The 15,984-nt window shown below is 43.2% G+C and carries 16 protein-coding genes and 1 pseudogene; 12 read left to right on the forward strand and 5 right to left on the reverse strand.

Translation table 11 applies throughout. The annotated features are described in order from the left end of the window. Nucleotides 1-32 precede the first annotated feature (32 nt). Nucleotides 33-650, reverse strand: a complete 618-nt coding sequence (gene yyaC, locus V6D41_RS15780) for a spore protease YyaC (protein ID WP_148963137.1) — start codon at nucleotides 648-650, stop codon at nucleotides 33-35. A 515-nt stretch (nucleotides 651-1,165) separates the two neighbouring features. Between yyaC and V6D41_RS15785 the strand changes: the two genes are divergently transcribed. The 11 genes and pseudogenes from V6D41_RS15785 to V6D41_RS15835 all read left to right on the forward strand — a co-directional run bounded on the left by V6D41_RS15785 (nucleotide 1,166) and on the right by V6D41_RS15835 (nucleotide 9,815). After that, the gene (locus tag V6D41_RS15785; RefSeq protein ID WP_333518848.1) at nucleotides 1,166-2,182 is read left to right on the forward strand and encodes a YkvI family membrane protein; all 1,017 of its coding nucleotides are present in this window, start codon (nucleotides 1,166-1,168) and stop codon (nucleotides 2,180-2,182) included. 93 nt (nucleotides 2,183-2,275) lie between these two features. Further along, nucleotides 2,276-2,482, forward strand: a complete 207-nt coding sequence (locus tag V6D41_RS15790; protein ID WP_087993753.1) for a DUF951 domain-containing protein — start codon at nucleotides 2,276-2,278, stop codon at nucleotides 2,480-2,482. 50 nt (nucleotides 2,483-2,532) lie between these two features. Beyond that, nucleotides 2,533-4,536 (forward strand): molybdopterin-dependent oxidoreductase, encoded by a 2,004-nt coding sequence (locus tag V6D41_RS15795; RefSeq protein WP_333518849.1) that lies wholly within the window; start codon nucleotides 2,533-2,535, stop codon nucleotides 4,534-4,536. Nucleotides 4,537-4,662: 126 nt separating this feature from the next. Further along, a complete protein-coding gene (ychF, locus tag V6D41_RS15800) occupies nucleotides 4,663-5,763 on the forward strand; it encodes a redox-regulated ATPase YchF (protein ID WP_333518850.1) in 1,101 nt (366 codons plus the stop codon). A gap of 110 nt (nucleotides 5,764-5,873) precedes the next feature. Beyond that, complete coding sequence (rpsF, locus tag V6D41_RS15805; RefSeq protein ID WP_014115888.1) at nucleotides 5,874-6,161, forward strand: 30S ribosomal protein S6; 288 nt, start codon at nucleotides 5,874-5,876, stop codon at nucleotides 6,159-6,161. A 40-nt stretch (nucleotides 6,162-6,201) separates the two neighbouring features. Continuing rightward, the gene (gene ssbA, locus V6D41_RS15810) at nucleotides 6,202-6,723 is read left to right on the forward strand and encodes a single-stranded DNA-binding protein SsbA (RefSeq protein ID WP_039074877.1); all 522 of its coding nucleotides are present in this window, start codon (nucleotides 6,202-6,204) and stop codon (nucleotides 6,721-6,723) included. A 43-nt stretch (nucleotides 6,724-6,766) separates the two neighbouring features. Continuing rightward, nucleotides 6,767-7,006 (forward strand): 30S ribosomal protein S18, encoded by a 240-nt coding sequence (rpsR, locus tag V6D41_RS15815; RefSeq protein WP_010332656.1) that lies wholly within the window; start codon nucleotides 6,767-6,769, stop codon nucleotides 7,004-7,006. Between the two features lie 60 nt (nucleotides 7,007-7,066). Beyond that, the gene (xth, locus tag V6D41_RS15820) at nucleotides 7,067-7,825 is read left to right on the forward strand and encodes an exodeoxyribonuclease III (RefSeq protein ID WP_333518851.1); all 759 of its coding nucleotides are present in this window, start codon (nucleotides 7,067-7,069) and stop codon (nucleotides 7,823-7,825) included. Between the two features lie 59 nt (nucleotides 7,826-7,884). After that, complete coding sequence (locus V6D41_RS15825) at nucleotides 7,885-8,820, forward strand: LacI family DNA-binding transcriptional regulator (protein ID WP_333518852.1); 936 nt, start codon at nucleotides 7,885-7,887, stop codon at nucleotides 8,818-8,820. Between the two features lie 61 nt (nucleotides 8,821-8,881). After that, nucleotides 8,882-9,262: a VOC family protein gene (locus tag V6D41_RS15830; protein ID WP_333518853.1), complete on the forward strand. Its 381-nt coding sequence runs from the start codon at nucleotides 8,882-8,884 to the stop codon at nucleotides 9,260-9,262. Nucleotides 9,263-9,277: 15 nt separating this feature from the next. Next, nucleotides 9,278-9,815 (forward strand): annotated as a pseudogene (locus tag V6D41_RS15835) (sugar O-acetyltransferase). A 34-nt stretch (nucleotides 9,816-9,849) separates the two neighbouring features. Here V6D41_RS15835 and V6D41_RS15840 read toward each other — a convergent pair. Further along, a complete protein-coding gene (locus V6D41_RS15840; protein ID WP_333518854.1) occupies nucleotides 9,850-11,205 on the reverse strand; it encodes an MFS transporter in 1,356 nt (451 codons plus the stop codon). Nucleotides 11,206-11,431: 226 nt separating this feature from the next. Here V6D41_RS15840 and V6D41_RS15845 point away from each other — a divergent pair, with 226 nt between their 5' ends. Continuing rightward, a complete protein-coding gene (locus V6D41_RS15845) occupies nucleotides 11,432-12,331 on the forward strand; it encodes a CPBP family intramembrane glutamic endopeptidase (RefSeq protein WP_333519051.1) in 900 nt (299 codons plus the stop codon). Here V6D41_RS15845 and V6D41_RS15850 read toward each other — a convergent pair. From V6D41_RS15850 to V6D41_RS15860, 3 genes are all read right to left on the reverse strand, one after another. After that, nucleotides 12,328-14,397: a thioredoxin domain-containing protein gene (locus tag V6D41_RS15850; RefSeq protein ID WP_333518855.1), complete on the reverse strand. Its 2,070-nt coding sequence runs from the start codon at nucleotides 14,395-14,397 to the stop codon at nucleotides 12,328-12,330. The two genes, V6D41_RS15845 and V6D41_RS15850, sit on opposite strands and share 4 nt — an antisense overlap. A gap of 71 nt (nucleotides 14,398-14,468) precedes the next feature. After that, nucleotides 14,469-15,386 carry a DMT family transporter gene (locus tag V6D41_RS15855; RefSeq protein ID WP_333518856.1) on the reverse strand — a complete coding sequence of 306 codons (918 nt, stop codon included), beginning with the start codon at nucleotides 15,384-15,386 and terminating at the stop codon, nucleotides 14,469-14,471. Next, on the reverse strand, nucleotides 15,383-15,799 hold the full coding sequence (locus tag V6D41_RS15860) for a MerR family transcriptional regulator (protein WP_333518857.1): 417 nt from the start codon (nucleotides 15,797-15,799) through the stop codon (nucleotides 15,383-15,385). The genes V6D41_RS15855 and V6D41_RS15860 overlap by 4 nt, the downstream gene beginning before the upstream one ends. Nucleotides 15,800-15,984: the final 185 nt, after the last annotated feature.

Here is a 15,984-nt window from a genome sequence, read left to right on the forward strand (position 1 = left end):
AACCATCTTTCAAACGAAGATGGTTTTTTGTTTTATATTCGCCCAGTGATCCTTTGAAGCGGGCTAAGGCGTTCCTGCCTCCACTCTGTCCGATCTGTTAAACTCAATCCTTCAGCAAGAACACTTGCCATATTCATGACCAAGTGCAGCCTTGTATTTTGTAAAACAAAGTATTCCATAAAACCACTCACATTCACAATTCCGTTAATATGAAGATCTCCCACTTCAGGAAGGTCTTTTTGCACACCAGCTCCCGGCTTTAATGGCCCGTCTCCGATTTGAAACGATCCCACACTTTTAACGCGTCCTAAGCATGCATCGACCGCTATAATAAACGGGTTTTTATGTATTTTTTGAATGTCATTGATTTTATCCTTCATATTTACAGCATGAACGGGGTCAGATAAAGTGCCATAGACATGAAATCTAGTGAGCTGCATCTGTTTGAGTTTCATTCCTACGAGCGGGCCTAATGAATCACCGGTTGAACGGTCTGTTCCGATACAAACCACGATAATCGGTCTGCCGGCAGCTTTACGTAAGGATGAAGAAAGGATGGTTTGGATTTGTTTTGCTGCAGCTGCATCCGTATGTGAAACATAATGCTTTACTCGTTCCTGAGAGGAAAAAAGCCCGCCTTTTCGATTCATAGGTTTCACTTCCTTGTTATAGTAGGTAGCAAAATAGCTGTGGTGTGTGTTTAGATATGTAAGGTTGTTTACAGTATATCCAGCAGCAGGGCCTTTTATGCTTCGTGTATGGAGCCGGATATTTTTTATCAATAGAGGGCGCAATATGAGTGGTTAGTAGGTTGATTACAAGTGTTGTGCCCCAATGCTTCGATCATGACCAAGCTAGGGTCTGCTTACAAAACAATTGAGAATAGATGTCTATACTGATTGTGTTTTAATGCCGGCGAAGTCAAAGGTTCCGGTATCAGAAGTGATTTTCATCCGTTCTTCAATCGGCGGCATAGTTAGAAAAAGTGAAGAATGAGGTCATTTCTTAAACATCTCGGACTGTCTGCACTGATAGTTTTTATGTGTATTTCGTATGATAATTTCACCTTGCGGCCAATGTCTATGAAAATATGGCATGTTTGCTCTCTGTGATTTATATAGTAACAATAGCGGGAACAAGCTGAACTCTGTGCTATGAGGTGATGATGTTGTGGAGAGCTGGGATGAAGTGGATGTTACTCATATTAAGTAGCCTGATCGGGGCCGGATATGCGAGCGGTCAGGAGATATGGCAGTTTTTTGGAGTGGAAAGCGGACTTGCTATTGTGCTGTTTACAATCATGTTCATGTTCTCGTCTTATATTGTGATGAAAATTAGTTTTAAGGTTCAATCCACTCATTTTCTGCCGGTTCTGGAGCATCTGATGGGACCATGGCTGGCGAAAATTTATGATGTCCTCATTGTTTTTTATTTATTTTCGACGACTATGGTGATGATTGCCGGAGGCGGTGTGACCCTGCAAATGTACAAGCTTCCTTTCTGGTGGGGAATTGCGCTGATTTGTATCGTGACTGTGTGTTTGTTTTTCTGGGATGTGAAAGGGATATTATCAGTAAATGGTGTTTTAATACCTGTTTTAGTTGCGGGTCTGCTGTATGCGCTGATCTCCTTTCAGAACACTCACCACCATACGTGGACGATTGATTTGACCCGGCAGTATAACTGGCCTGCGAGCATTACGTTTACCTCTTTGAACATCCTTTCAGTGGTTGCGATTTTATCTTCCGTCGGGAAAGAAATGAAAGGACTCGGAGAAGCGAAAATCGCCAGTGTGGCAAGCGGTCTTATTTTTGGTGTGATCTCATTTATTTATAATGAAACGTTAGTGGAGCTGGCGGGCTCCCTTTCTCAGTTTGAAATACCGTTGTTTGCCGTTTTGGAGGGTGCGCCTTATCTCCTTTTTTTATGTATGACGGCGGTTCTGTGTCTGGCGATTTATACGACGACGGTAGCTGGTTTGCTGGGGCTGTCCAGCCGGCTGATGGCGTTTGTTCATATGCCGAGATGGGTGATTGTGTTGATTCTGTTAGCGTTGATGGTGCCTTTTACTTCTTTCGGATTTTCTGATTTGATCGCGTTCTTGTATCCGATATACGGATTGCTGAATTTGTACTTGTTAGTTTGTCTTCTGTTATATCCTATTTTGAGTAAATGGAAATAAAAGGATGTATTTCTTTTCGGATATCTTGATTGCTCTTATGATCAATTTTTTTGTACAATAGATACAGCAGTTTATGAAAAGAGGTGAAGGGTCTTGGCGGATAAAGACTTTGGCCTGAATGATGTCGTAGAAATGAAAAAACCGCATCCATGCGGAGTGAACAGCTGGAAAATTATACGCATGGGAATGGATATTCGAATTAAGTGTGAGGGTTGCTCTCACAGTGTAATGATTCCTAGAAGAGAATTTGAAAGAAAACTAAAAAAAGTACTAGTCAAGCATGAGGAGCCTACTTCATAAAAAGGCCTGCACTCATGCTTTTTCATATAGAAGGTAAGGAGAAGACGGCGATGAGCAAAGTGCATCAGTCAGCTTGTCCGCTGAATTGCTGGGACAGCTGCGGCTTTTTGGTGACTGTTGATGAGGGAAAGGTAACAAAAGTGGACGGAGATTCGAATCATCCGATTACGGAAGGCAAAATCTGCGGCCGCGGCAGAATGCTTGAGACAAAAACAAATTCGCCTGATCGGCTTCGCTATCCGATGAAAAAACAAAATGGCGAGTTTGTACGGATTTCTTGGGAGCAGGCGCTTGATGAAATTGCCGATAAACTCTGGGAGATCAAGGAAACGTCGGAGACAACTGCTGTTTTGCACAGCCATGATTATGCGAATAACGGTTTGTTAAAAGCGCTAGATCAGCGTTTTTTTAATGGATATGGCGGCGTGACTGAAATCGTCGGCAGCATATGTTGGGGCTCAGGTATCGAGGCGCAAAGCTGGGATTTCGGCCGTTCGTATGGGCACGGCCCGCTTGATATTTACAACAGCAAACATGTTGTTGTGTGGGGGAGAAATGTATCCAGAACAAATATGCACTTATACCATCACTTGCAGCAGGTGAAGAAAAAGGGCGCCACGATTACGGTGATTGACCCGATCTTCAACCCGACTGCCAAGCTTGCAGACCGGTATATCTCTGTCAAACCGGGAATGGACGGCTGGCTTGCGGCAGGCATTTTAAAGGTTCTGATTGAGACAGGAAGAACGGACGAGACGTTTATCTCTGATCATTCTGCCGGCTTTGATGATGTGAAAGAGCTTTTGAACACCGTTTCTTTAGAAGAGTTTATTGTGAAAACAGAAACTTCTATGGAGGAGCTGAATTATCTGGCCGGTTTGTATGCTGATGGCCCGGTGTCTACCTTTATGGGGCTCGGCATGCAGCGATATAAAAACGGCGGTGAAACGATTCGCTGGATTGATGCACTCGTTGCAGCAAGCGGAAATGTCGGAATTAAAGGCGGCGGCGCGAATTTCGGGAACGTTCAGATCGGTGAGAGCTTTGCAAAAACGAAGCTGACCCTGCAGGAATTAAAAACAGCATCACGTTCGTTTTCCATGATGACGCAGGCTGAAGAGGTGTTGACTGCTGCTGATCCAGCTATTGAGATGATCATTGTGACGTGCGGAAATCCGCTGACTCAGGTGCCAAATACCAATAAAGTAAGACAAGCATTTGAAAACGTGCCGATGACGGTGGCGATTGATTCTATCATGACGGATACGGCAAAGCTGTGTGATTATGTGCTGCCGACTGCCACTGTTTTTGAAGAAGAGGATATCTACTACTCCAGCATGTATCATCATTACGTTCAGTACGGGAAGAAGCTTGTGGAACCGCAGGGAGAAGCAAAGTCGGACAGCTGGATTTGGTCAGAGCTTGCAAAACGCCTTGGATTTGGCGAGCTGTTTGACTACAGCACTCAAGAATTTTTAGAGATGGGGCTTTCTTCATTGGAAGCAGAGAATGTGACGCTTAAGCGATTGAAAGAAAAAGGCCACCTCCCTCTTCCGGTCAAGCAGGTTCCGTGGGAGGATTATCAGTTTTTGACGCCGAGCGGAAAATTTGAATTTACTTCGTCGTTAGCTGAGGAAAAAGGATTTAGCGGTTTGCTTCAATTAAACGTACCCGAAGAATCTGTTTTCCATAATGAAGCGTTAGCCGAAAAGTATCCCTACACGCTTTTGTCTATTCATCCGCAACGCTCTAATCACTCTCAGCATGTGCCGTTTATTGAAAAGCTTCAGCATATTCAAGTTGATATTTCTCAAGATATAGCGGTGGAGCAGAATCTTCAGGACGGAGACGAGGTCAGTATCTTTAATGACCGCGGGCGCTTGAAGGGCAAGGTGAAGGTGATGAAGCAGGCTCATCCGAAGACGGTTAATATAGATGAGGGCATGTGGGCGGCTTTTGGAGGCTCAGTCAATACACTGACAAACGATACAAATTCCGATAATGGAATGGGAAGTACGCTTTTTGACTGTTTAGTAGGTTTGAAAAAAGCATAATCAAAGGGATTAACAGGCTGAAAATGCTTTTTTGTCAGCTTGTCTTTTCCAGTGAACCTCCTTATAATTGCTCTAGGTTCAAAATACGTTTATACAATGACGGTTTTATATAGAGGAGATGAAAGAATGGCTTTAACAGCTGGAATTGTCGGTTTGCCGAACGTTGGGAAATCAACATTATTTAACGCAATTACACAGGCCGGTGCCGAATCAGCCAACTACCCGTTCTGTACGATTGATCCGAATGTGGGAATTGTAGAAGTACCGGATGATCGTCTGCAAAAGCTGACTGAGCTGGTCAAACCGAAGAAGACTGTGCCGACTGCTTTTGAATTCACTGATATTGCAGGGATCGTAAAAGGCGCGTCTAAAGGAGAAGGACTCGGTAACAAATTTCTTTCTCATATTCGACAGGTTGACGCGATTTGCCACGTTGTCCGTGCTTTTTCTGATGACAACATTACACACGTTTCCGGAAAAGTTGATCCGATTGATGATATTGAAACAATCAACCTTGAGCTGATCCTTGCTGATATGGAGACGGTTGAAAAGCGGATTACACGCGTCAGCAAACTTGCAAAGCAAAAAGATAAAGACGCTGTATTTGAGTTTGAGATTCTGTCTAAACTGAAAGAAGCGTTTGAGAATGAAAAACCTGCTCGTTCTGTTGAGTTTACTGAAGAGCAGCAAAAGCTTGTAAAGCAGCTTCATTTACTGACTTCGAAGCCTATCTTGTATGTGGCGAACGTAAGTGAAGAGGAAGTGGCTGACCCGTCTGGCAATGAAAATGTAGCGAAGATTCGTGAATACGCTGCCGGCGAAAACGCCGAAGTCATTGTCGTTTGTGCGAAGATTGAATCCGAAATCGCCGAGCTTGAAGGCGAAGAAAAGCAAATGTTCCTTGAAGAGTTGGGCATTGAAGAATCAGGTCTGGATCAGCTGATCAAAGCGTCTTACTCTCTGCTTGGCCTTGCAACATATTTCACAGCCGGAGAACAGGAAGTCAGAGCTTGGACATTCAAAAAAGGCATGAAAGCCCCTGAGTGTGCAGGAGTTATTCATAGTGACTTTGAGCGAGGCTTCATTCGTGCTGAAACTGTTGCTTATGAGGATCTTCTTGCGGGCGGCGGCATGGCAGGAGCCAAAGAAGCAGGAAAAGTCCGTCTCGAAGGGAAAGAATATGTGGTCCAAGACGGGGATGTTATTCATTTCCGATTTAATGTATAGGATGCAGTTGTAAAGGGACAAGAGCTTTGGTATAATATAAAATTGTGAGTAATAGAATTATTGCTCCTTGCCCATTATGGGCCGCTTAGTCCAAAAGGAGGTGCAAACAGATGAGAAAGTACGAAGTTATGTACATTATCCGCCCAAACATTGACGATGAGTCTAAAAAAGCAGTTATCGAGCGTTTCAACAACGTTCTGACTTCTAACGGTGCGGAGATCACTGGAACAAAGGATTGGGGTAAACGTCGTCTTGCTTACGAAATCAACGATTTCCGCGACGGTTTCTACCAAATCTTAAACGTTCAAGCTGATGCTGCGGCAGTTCAAGAATTTGACCGTCTAGCTAAGATCAGTGACGATATCATTCGCCACATTGTTGTTAAAGAAGAAGAATAAGCAATTTTGAAATATATAATGGTAAAAGGTGGTCTTTCTTATGCTTAACCGAGTTGTATTAGTCGGAAGACTGACAAAAGACCCAGAGCTTCGTTATACGCCAAACGGTGCGGCTGTTGCCACGTTTACTCTTGCTGTGAATCGTACGTTTACGAACCAGTCCGGAGAACGTGAAGCCGATTTCATTAATTGTGTCACTTGGAGAAGACAAGCTGAAAACGTTGCAAACTTCCTGAAAAAAGGAAGCCTTGCAGGCGTAGATGGCCGTTTACAAACAAGAAACTATGAAAACCAGCAAGGACAACGTGTCTTCGTGACCGAAGTTCAAGCTGAAAGTGTTCAGTTTCTTGAGCCTAAAAGCGGCGGCGGTTCTGGTTCAGGTGGATACAACGAAGGAAACAGCGGCGGAGGCCAGTACTTTGGCGGAGGCCAAAATGATAATCCATTCGGGGGAAATCAGAACAACAACCAGAGACGCAATCAGGGAAATAGCTTTAATGATGACCCGTTTGCCAACGACGGCAAACCGATTGACATCTCGGATGATGATCTTCCATTCTAATGAGAATATCGCTTAATCTAAAACAGAAAGGAGGGAAATGACAATGGCAGGAGGACGCAGAGGCGGTCGTGCGAAACGCCGTAAAGTGTGTTATTTCACTTCTAACGGTATCACGCACATCGACTACAAAGATGTAGATCTTCTTAGAAAGTTTGTTTCTGAGCGCGGTAAAATTTTACCACGTCGTGTAACTGGAACAAACGCTAAATACCAACGTAAATTGACTGCAGCGATCAAACGCGCTCGTCAAATGGCTTTACTTCCATACGTAACTGGTGAGTAAGCTGATACGTAAAGAGCAAGGACCTTCGGGTTCTTGCTCTTTTTTATAGGGGGATGAAACATGAAGCTGATTTCTTGGAATGTAAACGGCCTGCGGGCTGTTATGAGAAAGATGGATTTCCTCTCTTATCTGAAAGAAGAGGATGCAGATATTATATGTCTTCAGGAAACAAAGATACAGGACGGCCAGGTCGATCTTCAGCCTGAAGGCTATCATGTGTATTGGAATTACGCAGTGAAAAAAGGATATTCCGGCACGGCTGTTTTTTCAAAAAAAGAGCCGCTGCGGGTTATGTACGGTATCGGAAAGGAAGAGCATGATCAAGAAGGCAGAGTGATTACGCTGGAATTTGAAAACATGTTTGTAATGACCGTTTACACGCCCAATTCTAAAAGGGGTTTGGAGCGGATCGATTATCGAATGCAATGGGAAGAGGCTTTATTATCTTATATTCTTGAATTGGATAAGAAAAAACCGGTCATTTTATGCGGCGATTTGAATGTAGCTCATCAGGAGATCGATTTGAAAAATCCAAAAGTGAATCGGAATAACGCTGGATTTTCTGATCAAGAAAGAGGGGCATTCACTCGTTTCTTAGAAGCTGGATTTATTGACTCATTCCGTCATGTCTATCCTAATCTTGAAGGCGCTTATTCCTGGTGGTCGTATCGCGCCGGCGCCCGGGAAAGAAATATCGGATGGCGTCTCGATTATTTTGTTGTTTCCGAAAGGCTGAAGGGACAGATTGGGGATGCCTGCATATCAGCGGACGTCATGGGTTCCGACCATTGTCCTGTTGAACTTATGATCAATATATGATGAGATGGCAGTAAGGAATTTACACTTACTGCTTTTTTATATGAAAAAAGGAGAAAGAGATGGCAAACATAAAAGAGATTGCAAGACTCGCAAATGTATCTGTTTCGACTGTTTCACGTGTATTGAATCATCATCCTTATGTGTCTGAAGAAAAGAGAAAACTTGTTCATCAAGTCATAAAGGAATTAGATTACATACCAAATCGAACCGCAATCGATCTCATTCGCGGGAAAACCCATACTATTGGTGTGATTCTGCCTTATAGCGATCATCCCTGCTTTGATAAAATTGTAAACGGGATCACCAAGGCGGCCTTTCAGCATGAGTATGCAACAACCCTCCTCCCCACCGATTACAACTCCGCTTTTGAAATCAAATATCTAGAATTGTTAAGAACGAAGAAAATAGATGGTCTCATCATTACATCTCGCGCCAATGACTGGGACAGCATTATCGCTTATCAGGAGTATGGGCCGATCATTGCATGTGAGGATACCGGAGAGATTGATGTCCCATGTGCGTACAATGACAGAAAAGCTGCGTATGCAGAGAGCTTCCGCTATCTAAAGAGCCGGGGACATAAGAATATCGCTTTTACGTGCGTCAGAGATGCCGGCAGGAGCCCGAGCACGGCTGATAAAGCTGCGGCCTATAAAGCCGTCTGCGGGAGGCTGGAAGACCGTCATATGCTGTCAGGATGCAACGATATGAATGACGGTGAGCGGGCTGCACAGCACTTTTATACGAGCGGGCAGATTCCGACTGCTATTTACGCAAATAGTGATGAAGTGGCAGCTGGAATCCATGTATTTGCCCAAAAGAATAAATGGGATGTTGAAATCATTGGCGAGGGGAATTCTTCTATCAGCCGAGTTCTTGGCTTTCCGTCGCTAGATTTGAATCTTGAGCAGCTCGGCATCGCAGCATTCTCCCTATTCTTGCAGGATGAACCGGTTGATACTAAAATTCAGCATCAATTCGAGAAAAAAGCTTGAACTGAAATGCATTTCATACTTTATAACTTCATTGAAGGTGAAGATGGAGGAGGAGGAAGAAATGCGGATTGAGCATACAGCGATCTGGGTCAATGATTTAGAGCGAATGAAATCCTTTTATGAAACGTATTTTAATGGCAAAGCGAATGATTTGTATCATAATGAGAAAAAGGATTTTAAGTCTTATTTTATGACGTTTGATTCCGGAGCAAGGCTGGAAATCATGAAAAAAGGAAGTGTGACTGATCCGCCTTCACAAACAATGACAGGTTGGGCGCACATTGCTTTTTCCGTTGGAAGCCGGGAGAAGGTTGATGAACTGACCGATCAATTGAAGAAGGATGGTTTTGCCGTATTAAACGGCCCGAGGACAACAGGAGACGGCTACTATGAAAGTGTGATTGAAGATGATGAAGGAAATTTGATTGAGATTACAATCTGACATGGAGTGGCTTGAATGCTGAGGACAGAAAAAGAAAAAATGGCAGCCGGAGAACTATATAATCCGGAAGATCAACAACTACTACTTGAACGCAAACATGCGAGACAGTTGAGTAGACAATATAACGAAACACCAGAAGATGATGCAGTGCGGACGGAGCTTTTGAAGGAGCTGCTCGGCTCGCTTGGTGATCAAGTCAGGATTTTGCCGACATTTCGCTGTGATTATGGCTATCACATTCATATTGGAGATCATACATTTGTTAATTTTGACTGTGTTATTTTAGATGTGTGTGAGGTGGGTATCGGATGTCACTGTTTGATTGCGCCAGGGGTACATATCTATACGGCCGGTCATCCGCTTGATCCGATTGAAAGAAAGTCCGGCCAGGAGTTCGGTAAGCCTGTGACCATTGGAGATCATGTTTGGATCGGAGGCCGGGCGGTGATTAACCCGGGAGTGACGATTGGTGATAACGGCTGTTGTGACTAAGGATGTACCTGCTAATACTGTTGTAGGCGGAAACCCTGCGAGGATGTTGAAGGAATTGTAATGAGATCAGTGCGGCAGGTCCGCACTGACTTTTTTCAAATCTGTTTCGCATTCGTTTTAGGGCCGAAGCAGATTAACAGTAAGGAGCATGCGAGCCAGCAGCCGCCGATAAATAAAAAGACGCTGACATAGCCGAGCTGAACGGCGATAAATCCGACGAGCAATGAGCCGAAAATGTTTGAAAAGCGGCCGAGGCCATAGGCTAAACCGCTGCCAGATGAGCGGTATTCAGTCGGATAAGGTTCTGACGTATAAGCGTATAAGTTCGAGGTGAAAACCCGTTCCGTGATATTCACAATAAAACCAAACACAATAATCATGATCGGAATAAAAGTCATGCCATATAAGAGACCGGCGATGGCTGTCAGAAACGCGCTGGCGGCTAAAATCCATTTTCTCTGAAATGTTTCAGAAATCATCGAACCAAGCAATGCGCCAAGCGGAGCGCCGACGGAGTGCAGTACGTTATACCACAATGTATTTTCCATGGAGACGCCGTTGCTTTTTAAGAGGCTTGGGACCCATGAGGCAAATCCGTAAAATCCAAACGTTTCAAAAATCCATACAGCAGATAAAACGATGGTGATTTTGAGGTTTCTTCCTTTCAATAAACCTGCGTAACCGGCATGCTGCTGAACGGCACTGTTTGCTTTAGGCTGAGCTGGTTCCTGAAGCGGGCCTTTCTCTTGTTCAACCTGCGCCTCAATTCTGTTGAGGATCGCATCGGCTTTCGCATATTCACCGCGATTTTCGTGCCAGCGAGGTGACTCTTCCAGACGGCGGATAAAGAAAAAATAAATAAGGCCGACGGCACCCCATACAAATACAAGCCTCCATCCCCATGAGCCGAGCGGAATGACAAAGGCAGACACAATATTGGTGATCGGAACGCCGACCAATCCAATCATGGCGCAGAAAGAAATATATTTCCCGCGGACACTGGAAGGAAAAAATTCCGCCAAATAGCTATTGGTAATCACCATGGCGGCTGCGACACCAAATCCGGTGAGAAAACGGAATGTCATTAAAGACGGGATATCCCATGCCACGGCATTGCATAGCGATGCGATTGAGAAAACAAACACAAATAGATGTAAGGCTTTTTTGCGGCCGATTCGATCTGACAGCCTTCCTCCCAGCGATGCGCCTAAAAACATGCCTAAAAATGAAGCCGCCGTTATATTGGCAATGGTTGAAAGCGGGATGCCCCAATGTTCGATTAGTGCCGGCGCTACATTGCTAAGGGTAAATAAATCTGCAAGGTCAAAGAAATAAACAATGCCGAGAGCGGTTAATACTTGAAAGTGAACGCGAGAAATCGGAAGGCGGTCTAAACGATTCGCTGCGTTGGAGAAAGGATGTGTGTTCTTCTGTTTGAAGATCGTATTCATAAAAAACCCCCTTTTGATTAGTAAGAAAAAACTGAAAATTCCCCTCTTGGAATTATTATAAGTATCTTGATTCATTGGCGACAGAGTTCAAATCACTAGATGAAAGAACTAAATTCGCACTCTTTATTTTCATTTTGCTTAAAAGATTTCTAAAACAGTAGATTTGAAGACCAATTTATGCAAATATATAGGAATATTCTCATTGAAAGGAAGAGACATAGAAGGAATGAATTCATTTATCCGTCCATTAGAAGGAAACAATACGTTGTGGAGATATTTTTTCGCCTTTTTGGTGATGGTAGGTTTATATGTATTCGGGAATATTGCTTACCTTTTCGCTATACTGTTCACGGTTATTGTGAATCCCGATATCACGTTTGATTTGGATGAAGCTGTGCTGAGTGATCCTCTGGTCGATCTATATTTGGCTCATGTCATTTATTTATTTGCGATTCCGGGAGTATGGCTGGCTGTGCGCTTTATTCTGAAACGGCCGTTTCGATCGGTCATTACGCCAAACGCTAAGATCAATTGGCGGAGAATTTCCTTTGGCTTTATTGCTTATTTCTTGCTGATGATCGCCGTACAATTGATTGACTTTGCGATTCATCCTGACAGCTACTCAATGCAAGATGTTGATCCTTCACGGTTTATCTGGCTAGTGGCGGCGGCTCTCATTTTGGTTCCGTTTCAAACGTCAGCTGAGGAACTGTTTTTCAGAGGATTTTTGCTTCAAGCTTTCGGGAGAGTGACGAAAAATCCTCTTATCTTGACATTGATTGTCGGAGGCTTGTTTGGCGCACTGCATTTTGCGAATCCAGAAATGAACAATGGCGCTGTCTGGGTAGGAATTGAGTATTTAACATTTGGTTTTGTGTGGACCTATTACACGATTAAAACAGGCAGTATTGAAATATCACTTGGCGCCCATACCGCGAATAATATGTTTTTGTGTATGTTTATTACAGAAAAAAACAGTGTGTATGGAGGAATTCCTTCATTATTTACGGTTACGCGGGGGAACCCGATGTGGGAGGCTTTATTTACGATAGCGGTCAATCTTGTTTTTGCGGGAATCGCGTTATGGTACCATAAGAAATCACAAAGTAAGCAGCAAGGGGCTTAATCCCTGCTGCTTATTAATGTTTGGATGGTTTCTTCGATATTTGTTGTCGGCTGCTGGCAGGCGAAGTTTTCGCAAATATACACGGTTGTTTTGCCGTCTATGATGCGGTAGTCTGCTGTGAATGGTGCTATGTCTTTGCATTGATCAGGATGCTCTGCCACCAGAATGGAGTCGTTCGGCTTAAAGGCTTTTTGAAGCGCAGTTATCAATTGTTTTCTGTCTGGATCGTCTGCGCTGCCAAAAATAACGATTTCTTTTTTAGACGTCACATGCTTTAACACGCTTTGCATAAAGAAAGCATGGCCGCTCGGATACGCGTCGATATCCGGCTTGAACACAGAAAACATCGTTTCCGCTTTTTCAATCAGTGATAAGTCGCCTGTGACCTGTCCGAGTCGCAGCAGCTGAACGGCTGCCACGCTGTTTCCGGAAGGGACCGCCCCGTCGTACACTTCTTTTTCCCGGACGATTAAAGCTTCTGCATCGTGTCCGGTGAAATAGAACCCGCCATGCTCCTCATCCCAAAATAAGCGAATCATATCGTCTGTCAGTTTCTTCGCTTTTTCTAAATAAGAAAGATCAAACGAGGCTTCATAGAGATCCAGATAAGCCCATAGGAGAAAAGCGTAATCGTCTATAAAGCCTTTGTTTTTCACTTCTCCGTCTCGATACCGAACCATCACACGCCCGTCAATGATTAATTGGTTTTCAATAAATGTGATGGCGTCTTCCGCTAATCTGAGATATTTTGGTTCCTGGAATACCTTTGCAGCTTTGGCGAGACCCGCGATCATCAGCGCGTTCCAAGAGGTCAGCACCTTATCATCGACATGCGGATATGTTCTTTCTTCGCGTGTCTTCAAGAGCTGTCGTCTTGCGTCCTCAAGCTTGAGGCTGAGCTCTTCCTCAGTTAAACCGGATTCAACCTTGATTTGTTCCCGCTTTGTGTGAATGAGGTTCGGAATATTTTTGCTTTCAAAATTCCCTTTTTCAGTGATATCATACACTCGGCCATACAGCGTTCCGAGATCGTCTCCGAGCGTTTTCAGAATCTCTTCCTTTGACCACACGTAGTACTTTCCTTCTTCTCCTTCTGTGTCCGCGTCTAAAGCGGAGAAAAAGCTTCCGTCTTCATGAGTCATTTCCCGCTGAATGAAGGTGATGATTTGTTCGCAAATCTCTTGATACCGGCTGTTTTGCGTAACTTGATAAGCTTCTGTATAAGCCGTCAACAGCAGCGCATTGTCGTATAGCATTTTTTCAAAATGGGGAACGAGCCACTCATCATCGGTCGAGTAGCGGGCAAATCCATAGCCGATATGATCGTAAATGCCGCCATTCGCCATGCTGTCCAGCGTTTTCGTCACGTTGTATAAAGCATTTTCCTGCCCCGTATTGTGATGATAACGAAGCAAATACATCAGCATATGGGGCATCGGAAATTTCGGCGCCTGCCCGAAACCCCCGTAGATTGTATCAAACCCGTTGGCAAGCTGCTGGAATGTCCGGTGAATCGCTGACTCGCTAAGGGCTTCGCCTGATTTTGCAGCTGTTTTGTTCTGCAAATGTTTAGCGGCGTTCTCCGCAATATCCTCGACATGTTCGCGATCGTTTGCAAATGTCTCAGACAGATGCTCAAGCACATCAACAAAACCGGGACGATTGAATTTACTCGTCTTTGGAAAGTATGTACCCGCATAAAACGGCTTCTGGTCAGGCGTGATAAACACATTCAACGGCCAGCCGCCCTGCCCGGTCATCAGCTGACAGATTCTCATATAAACAGAATCCACATCCGGACGCTCTTCCCGGTCCACTTTAATCGCCACAAACCGTTCATTGAGGAGACGCGCAATTTCCTCGTCCTCGAAGCTTTCGTGAGCCATGACGTGACACCAGTGACAAGTCGAATAGCCGATGCTGACCAGAACCGGCTTGTTTTCGCGTTTCGCTTTTTCGAAGGCTTCTTTTCCCCACGGGTGCCAGTCAACAGGATTGTGAGCATGTTGAAGTAAATAAGGAGACTTCTCAGCGATTAATCTATTGGGTTTATTGTTAGTGGGCATGGGATCACCTTCTTTCTATAATTAGTGTATATTTAACTTAACACATTTTCTCAAAAATAATCCCTATTTCTTTATATAGCTGACTGTTCTTTAGTTTTGTACTTAGGAATACGTATTACCCCCGAATCAGTTAAAACCCCTAATATAACTAACACAGCCCCAATAACTTGAAATACCTTTATCGGTGTTCCAATTGCAAATGAAATAATCATCGTTACAACGGGAACAAGGTTGAAAAATAAAGATGTTTTACTTGCTCCAATCTCCTTAATCCCCTGATTCCACCATAGGTAACCCAAAACACTTGTAAAGAAAGCCATAAAAGCAATTGCTCCCCAAACTCCAATCGGGATGTTCGGTAAAGAAACAGGATTGGATGTAAATAAGGAAACAACTATTAAACAAACAGCACCGATAACCATCGTATAAGTGGTTGTAGATAGCGGAGTACCATCTTTTACAAACCGACGTCCAAGTACACCATAAAGTGCCCAACAAACGTTACCTGTAAAGATTATTAAATCTCCGCCTGAAATTGATAAGGTTTTAATGATTTCGATAGAACCTTGTGTAATGACTAGCAATACACCGATGAATGCAAAGAATATGCCGAGCACTTGTTTTTTTGTCATTTTGTCCTTTAAGATAATTCTAGCGAAAATTGCTGTTAATAAAGGATTCAGACCCATTATTAATGCTCCGTTAACGGGAGATGTATATTTTAAACCAACAAAAAACAAGGCATTAAATCCAAAGATTCCTATAATTCCAAGAACAATGTATGAAACGGCGTTTTTCCGTAATTGACTCTTCTTTATACCTTCAGTAAAAATCAAAATGATGAGCATCACCGCAGCAGCTAAACCGAAACGCCATCCCGCAGAAGACGATGGAGAAAAATATCCAACTGTATATTTTGCAAGATTAAAAGTAGCTCCTGTAAAAATAGAGAAGCCAAGTAACATCAGGTATATATTTAAATGTTTCATTTGTTTTCCACTTCCTCTTTCAAAATTGAATAATATGTATCCAGTTTTCCTTTTGTAGCAGAAATTACTTCTTCCAGTTCCTTTTTTTTAATTTCCATTTTCTCTAAGTGCTTGGTTAAAATCTCAATACGTTTATTTATAGATGGGGAGAGTTGTGACGATTTAACATCCGAATTGATTTTTTCCAAAATGCAGCCGTCTTTGACAAACTCATTAATATCCTCCAAAGACATACCTGTTTCCTTTAAACTTTTAAGGAATGTCATGAATTGAATATCAGTCTCTGTATAAAAACGCCTTCCACTGTTTTTTCGTTTTGGTGGTGGGAGTAACCCAATCTTTTCGTAATATCTTAATGTATAAGAGCTAATACTAGCCTGTTCAGCAGCTTTACTAATGGAATACAACAACATCATCCCTCTCATTTAATTAAAGTTAGTTTACAATTTAGAGTTAACTCTAAGTCAAGCAAATAAAAAAACTGCTACCGCATGGTTACGGATTGCAGGTTTTAGAAAATGAATGACATAAAATTTAAACTGTATTGTTTGAACAAATAGTATTATCGTTTAAAATGGCTTCTGTTATCTTTTAATGG

Source organism: Bacillus sp. 0102A, assembly GCF_036765155.1.
GTDB lineage: Bacteria > Bacillota > Bacilli > Bacillales > Bacillaceae > Bacillus > Bacillus subtilis_G.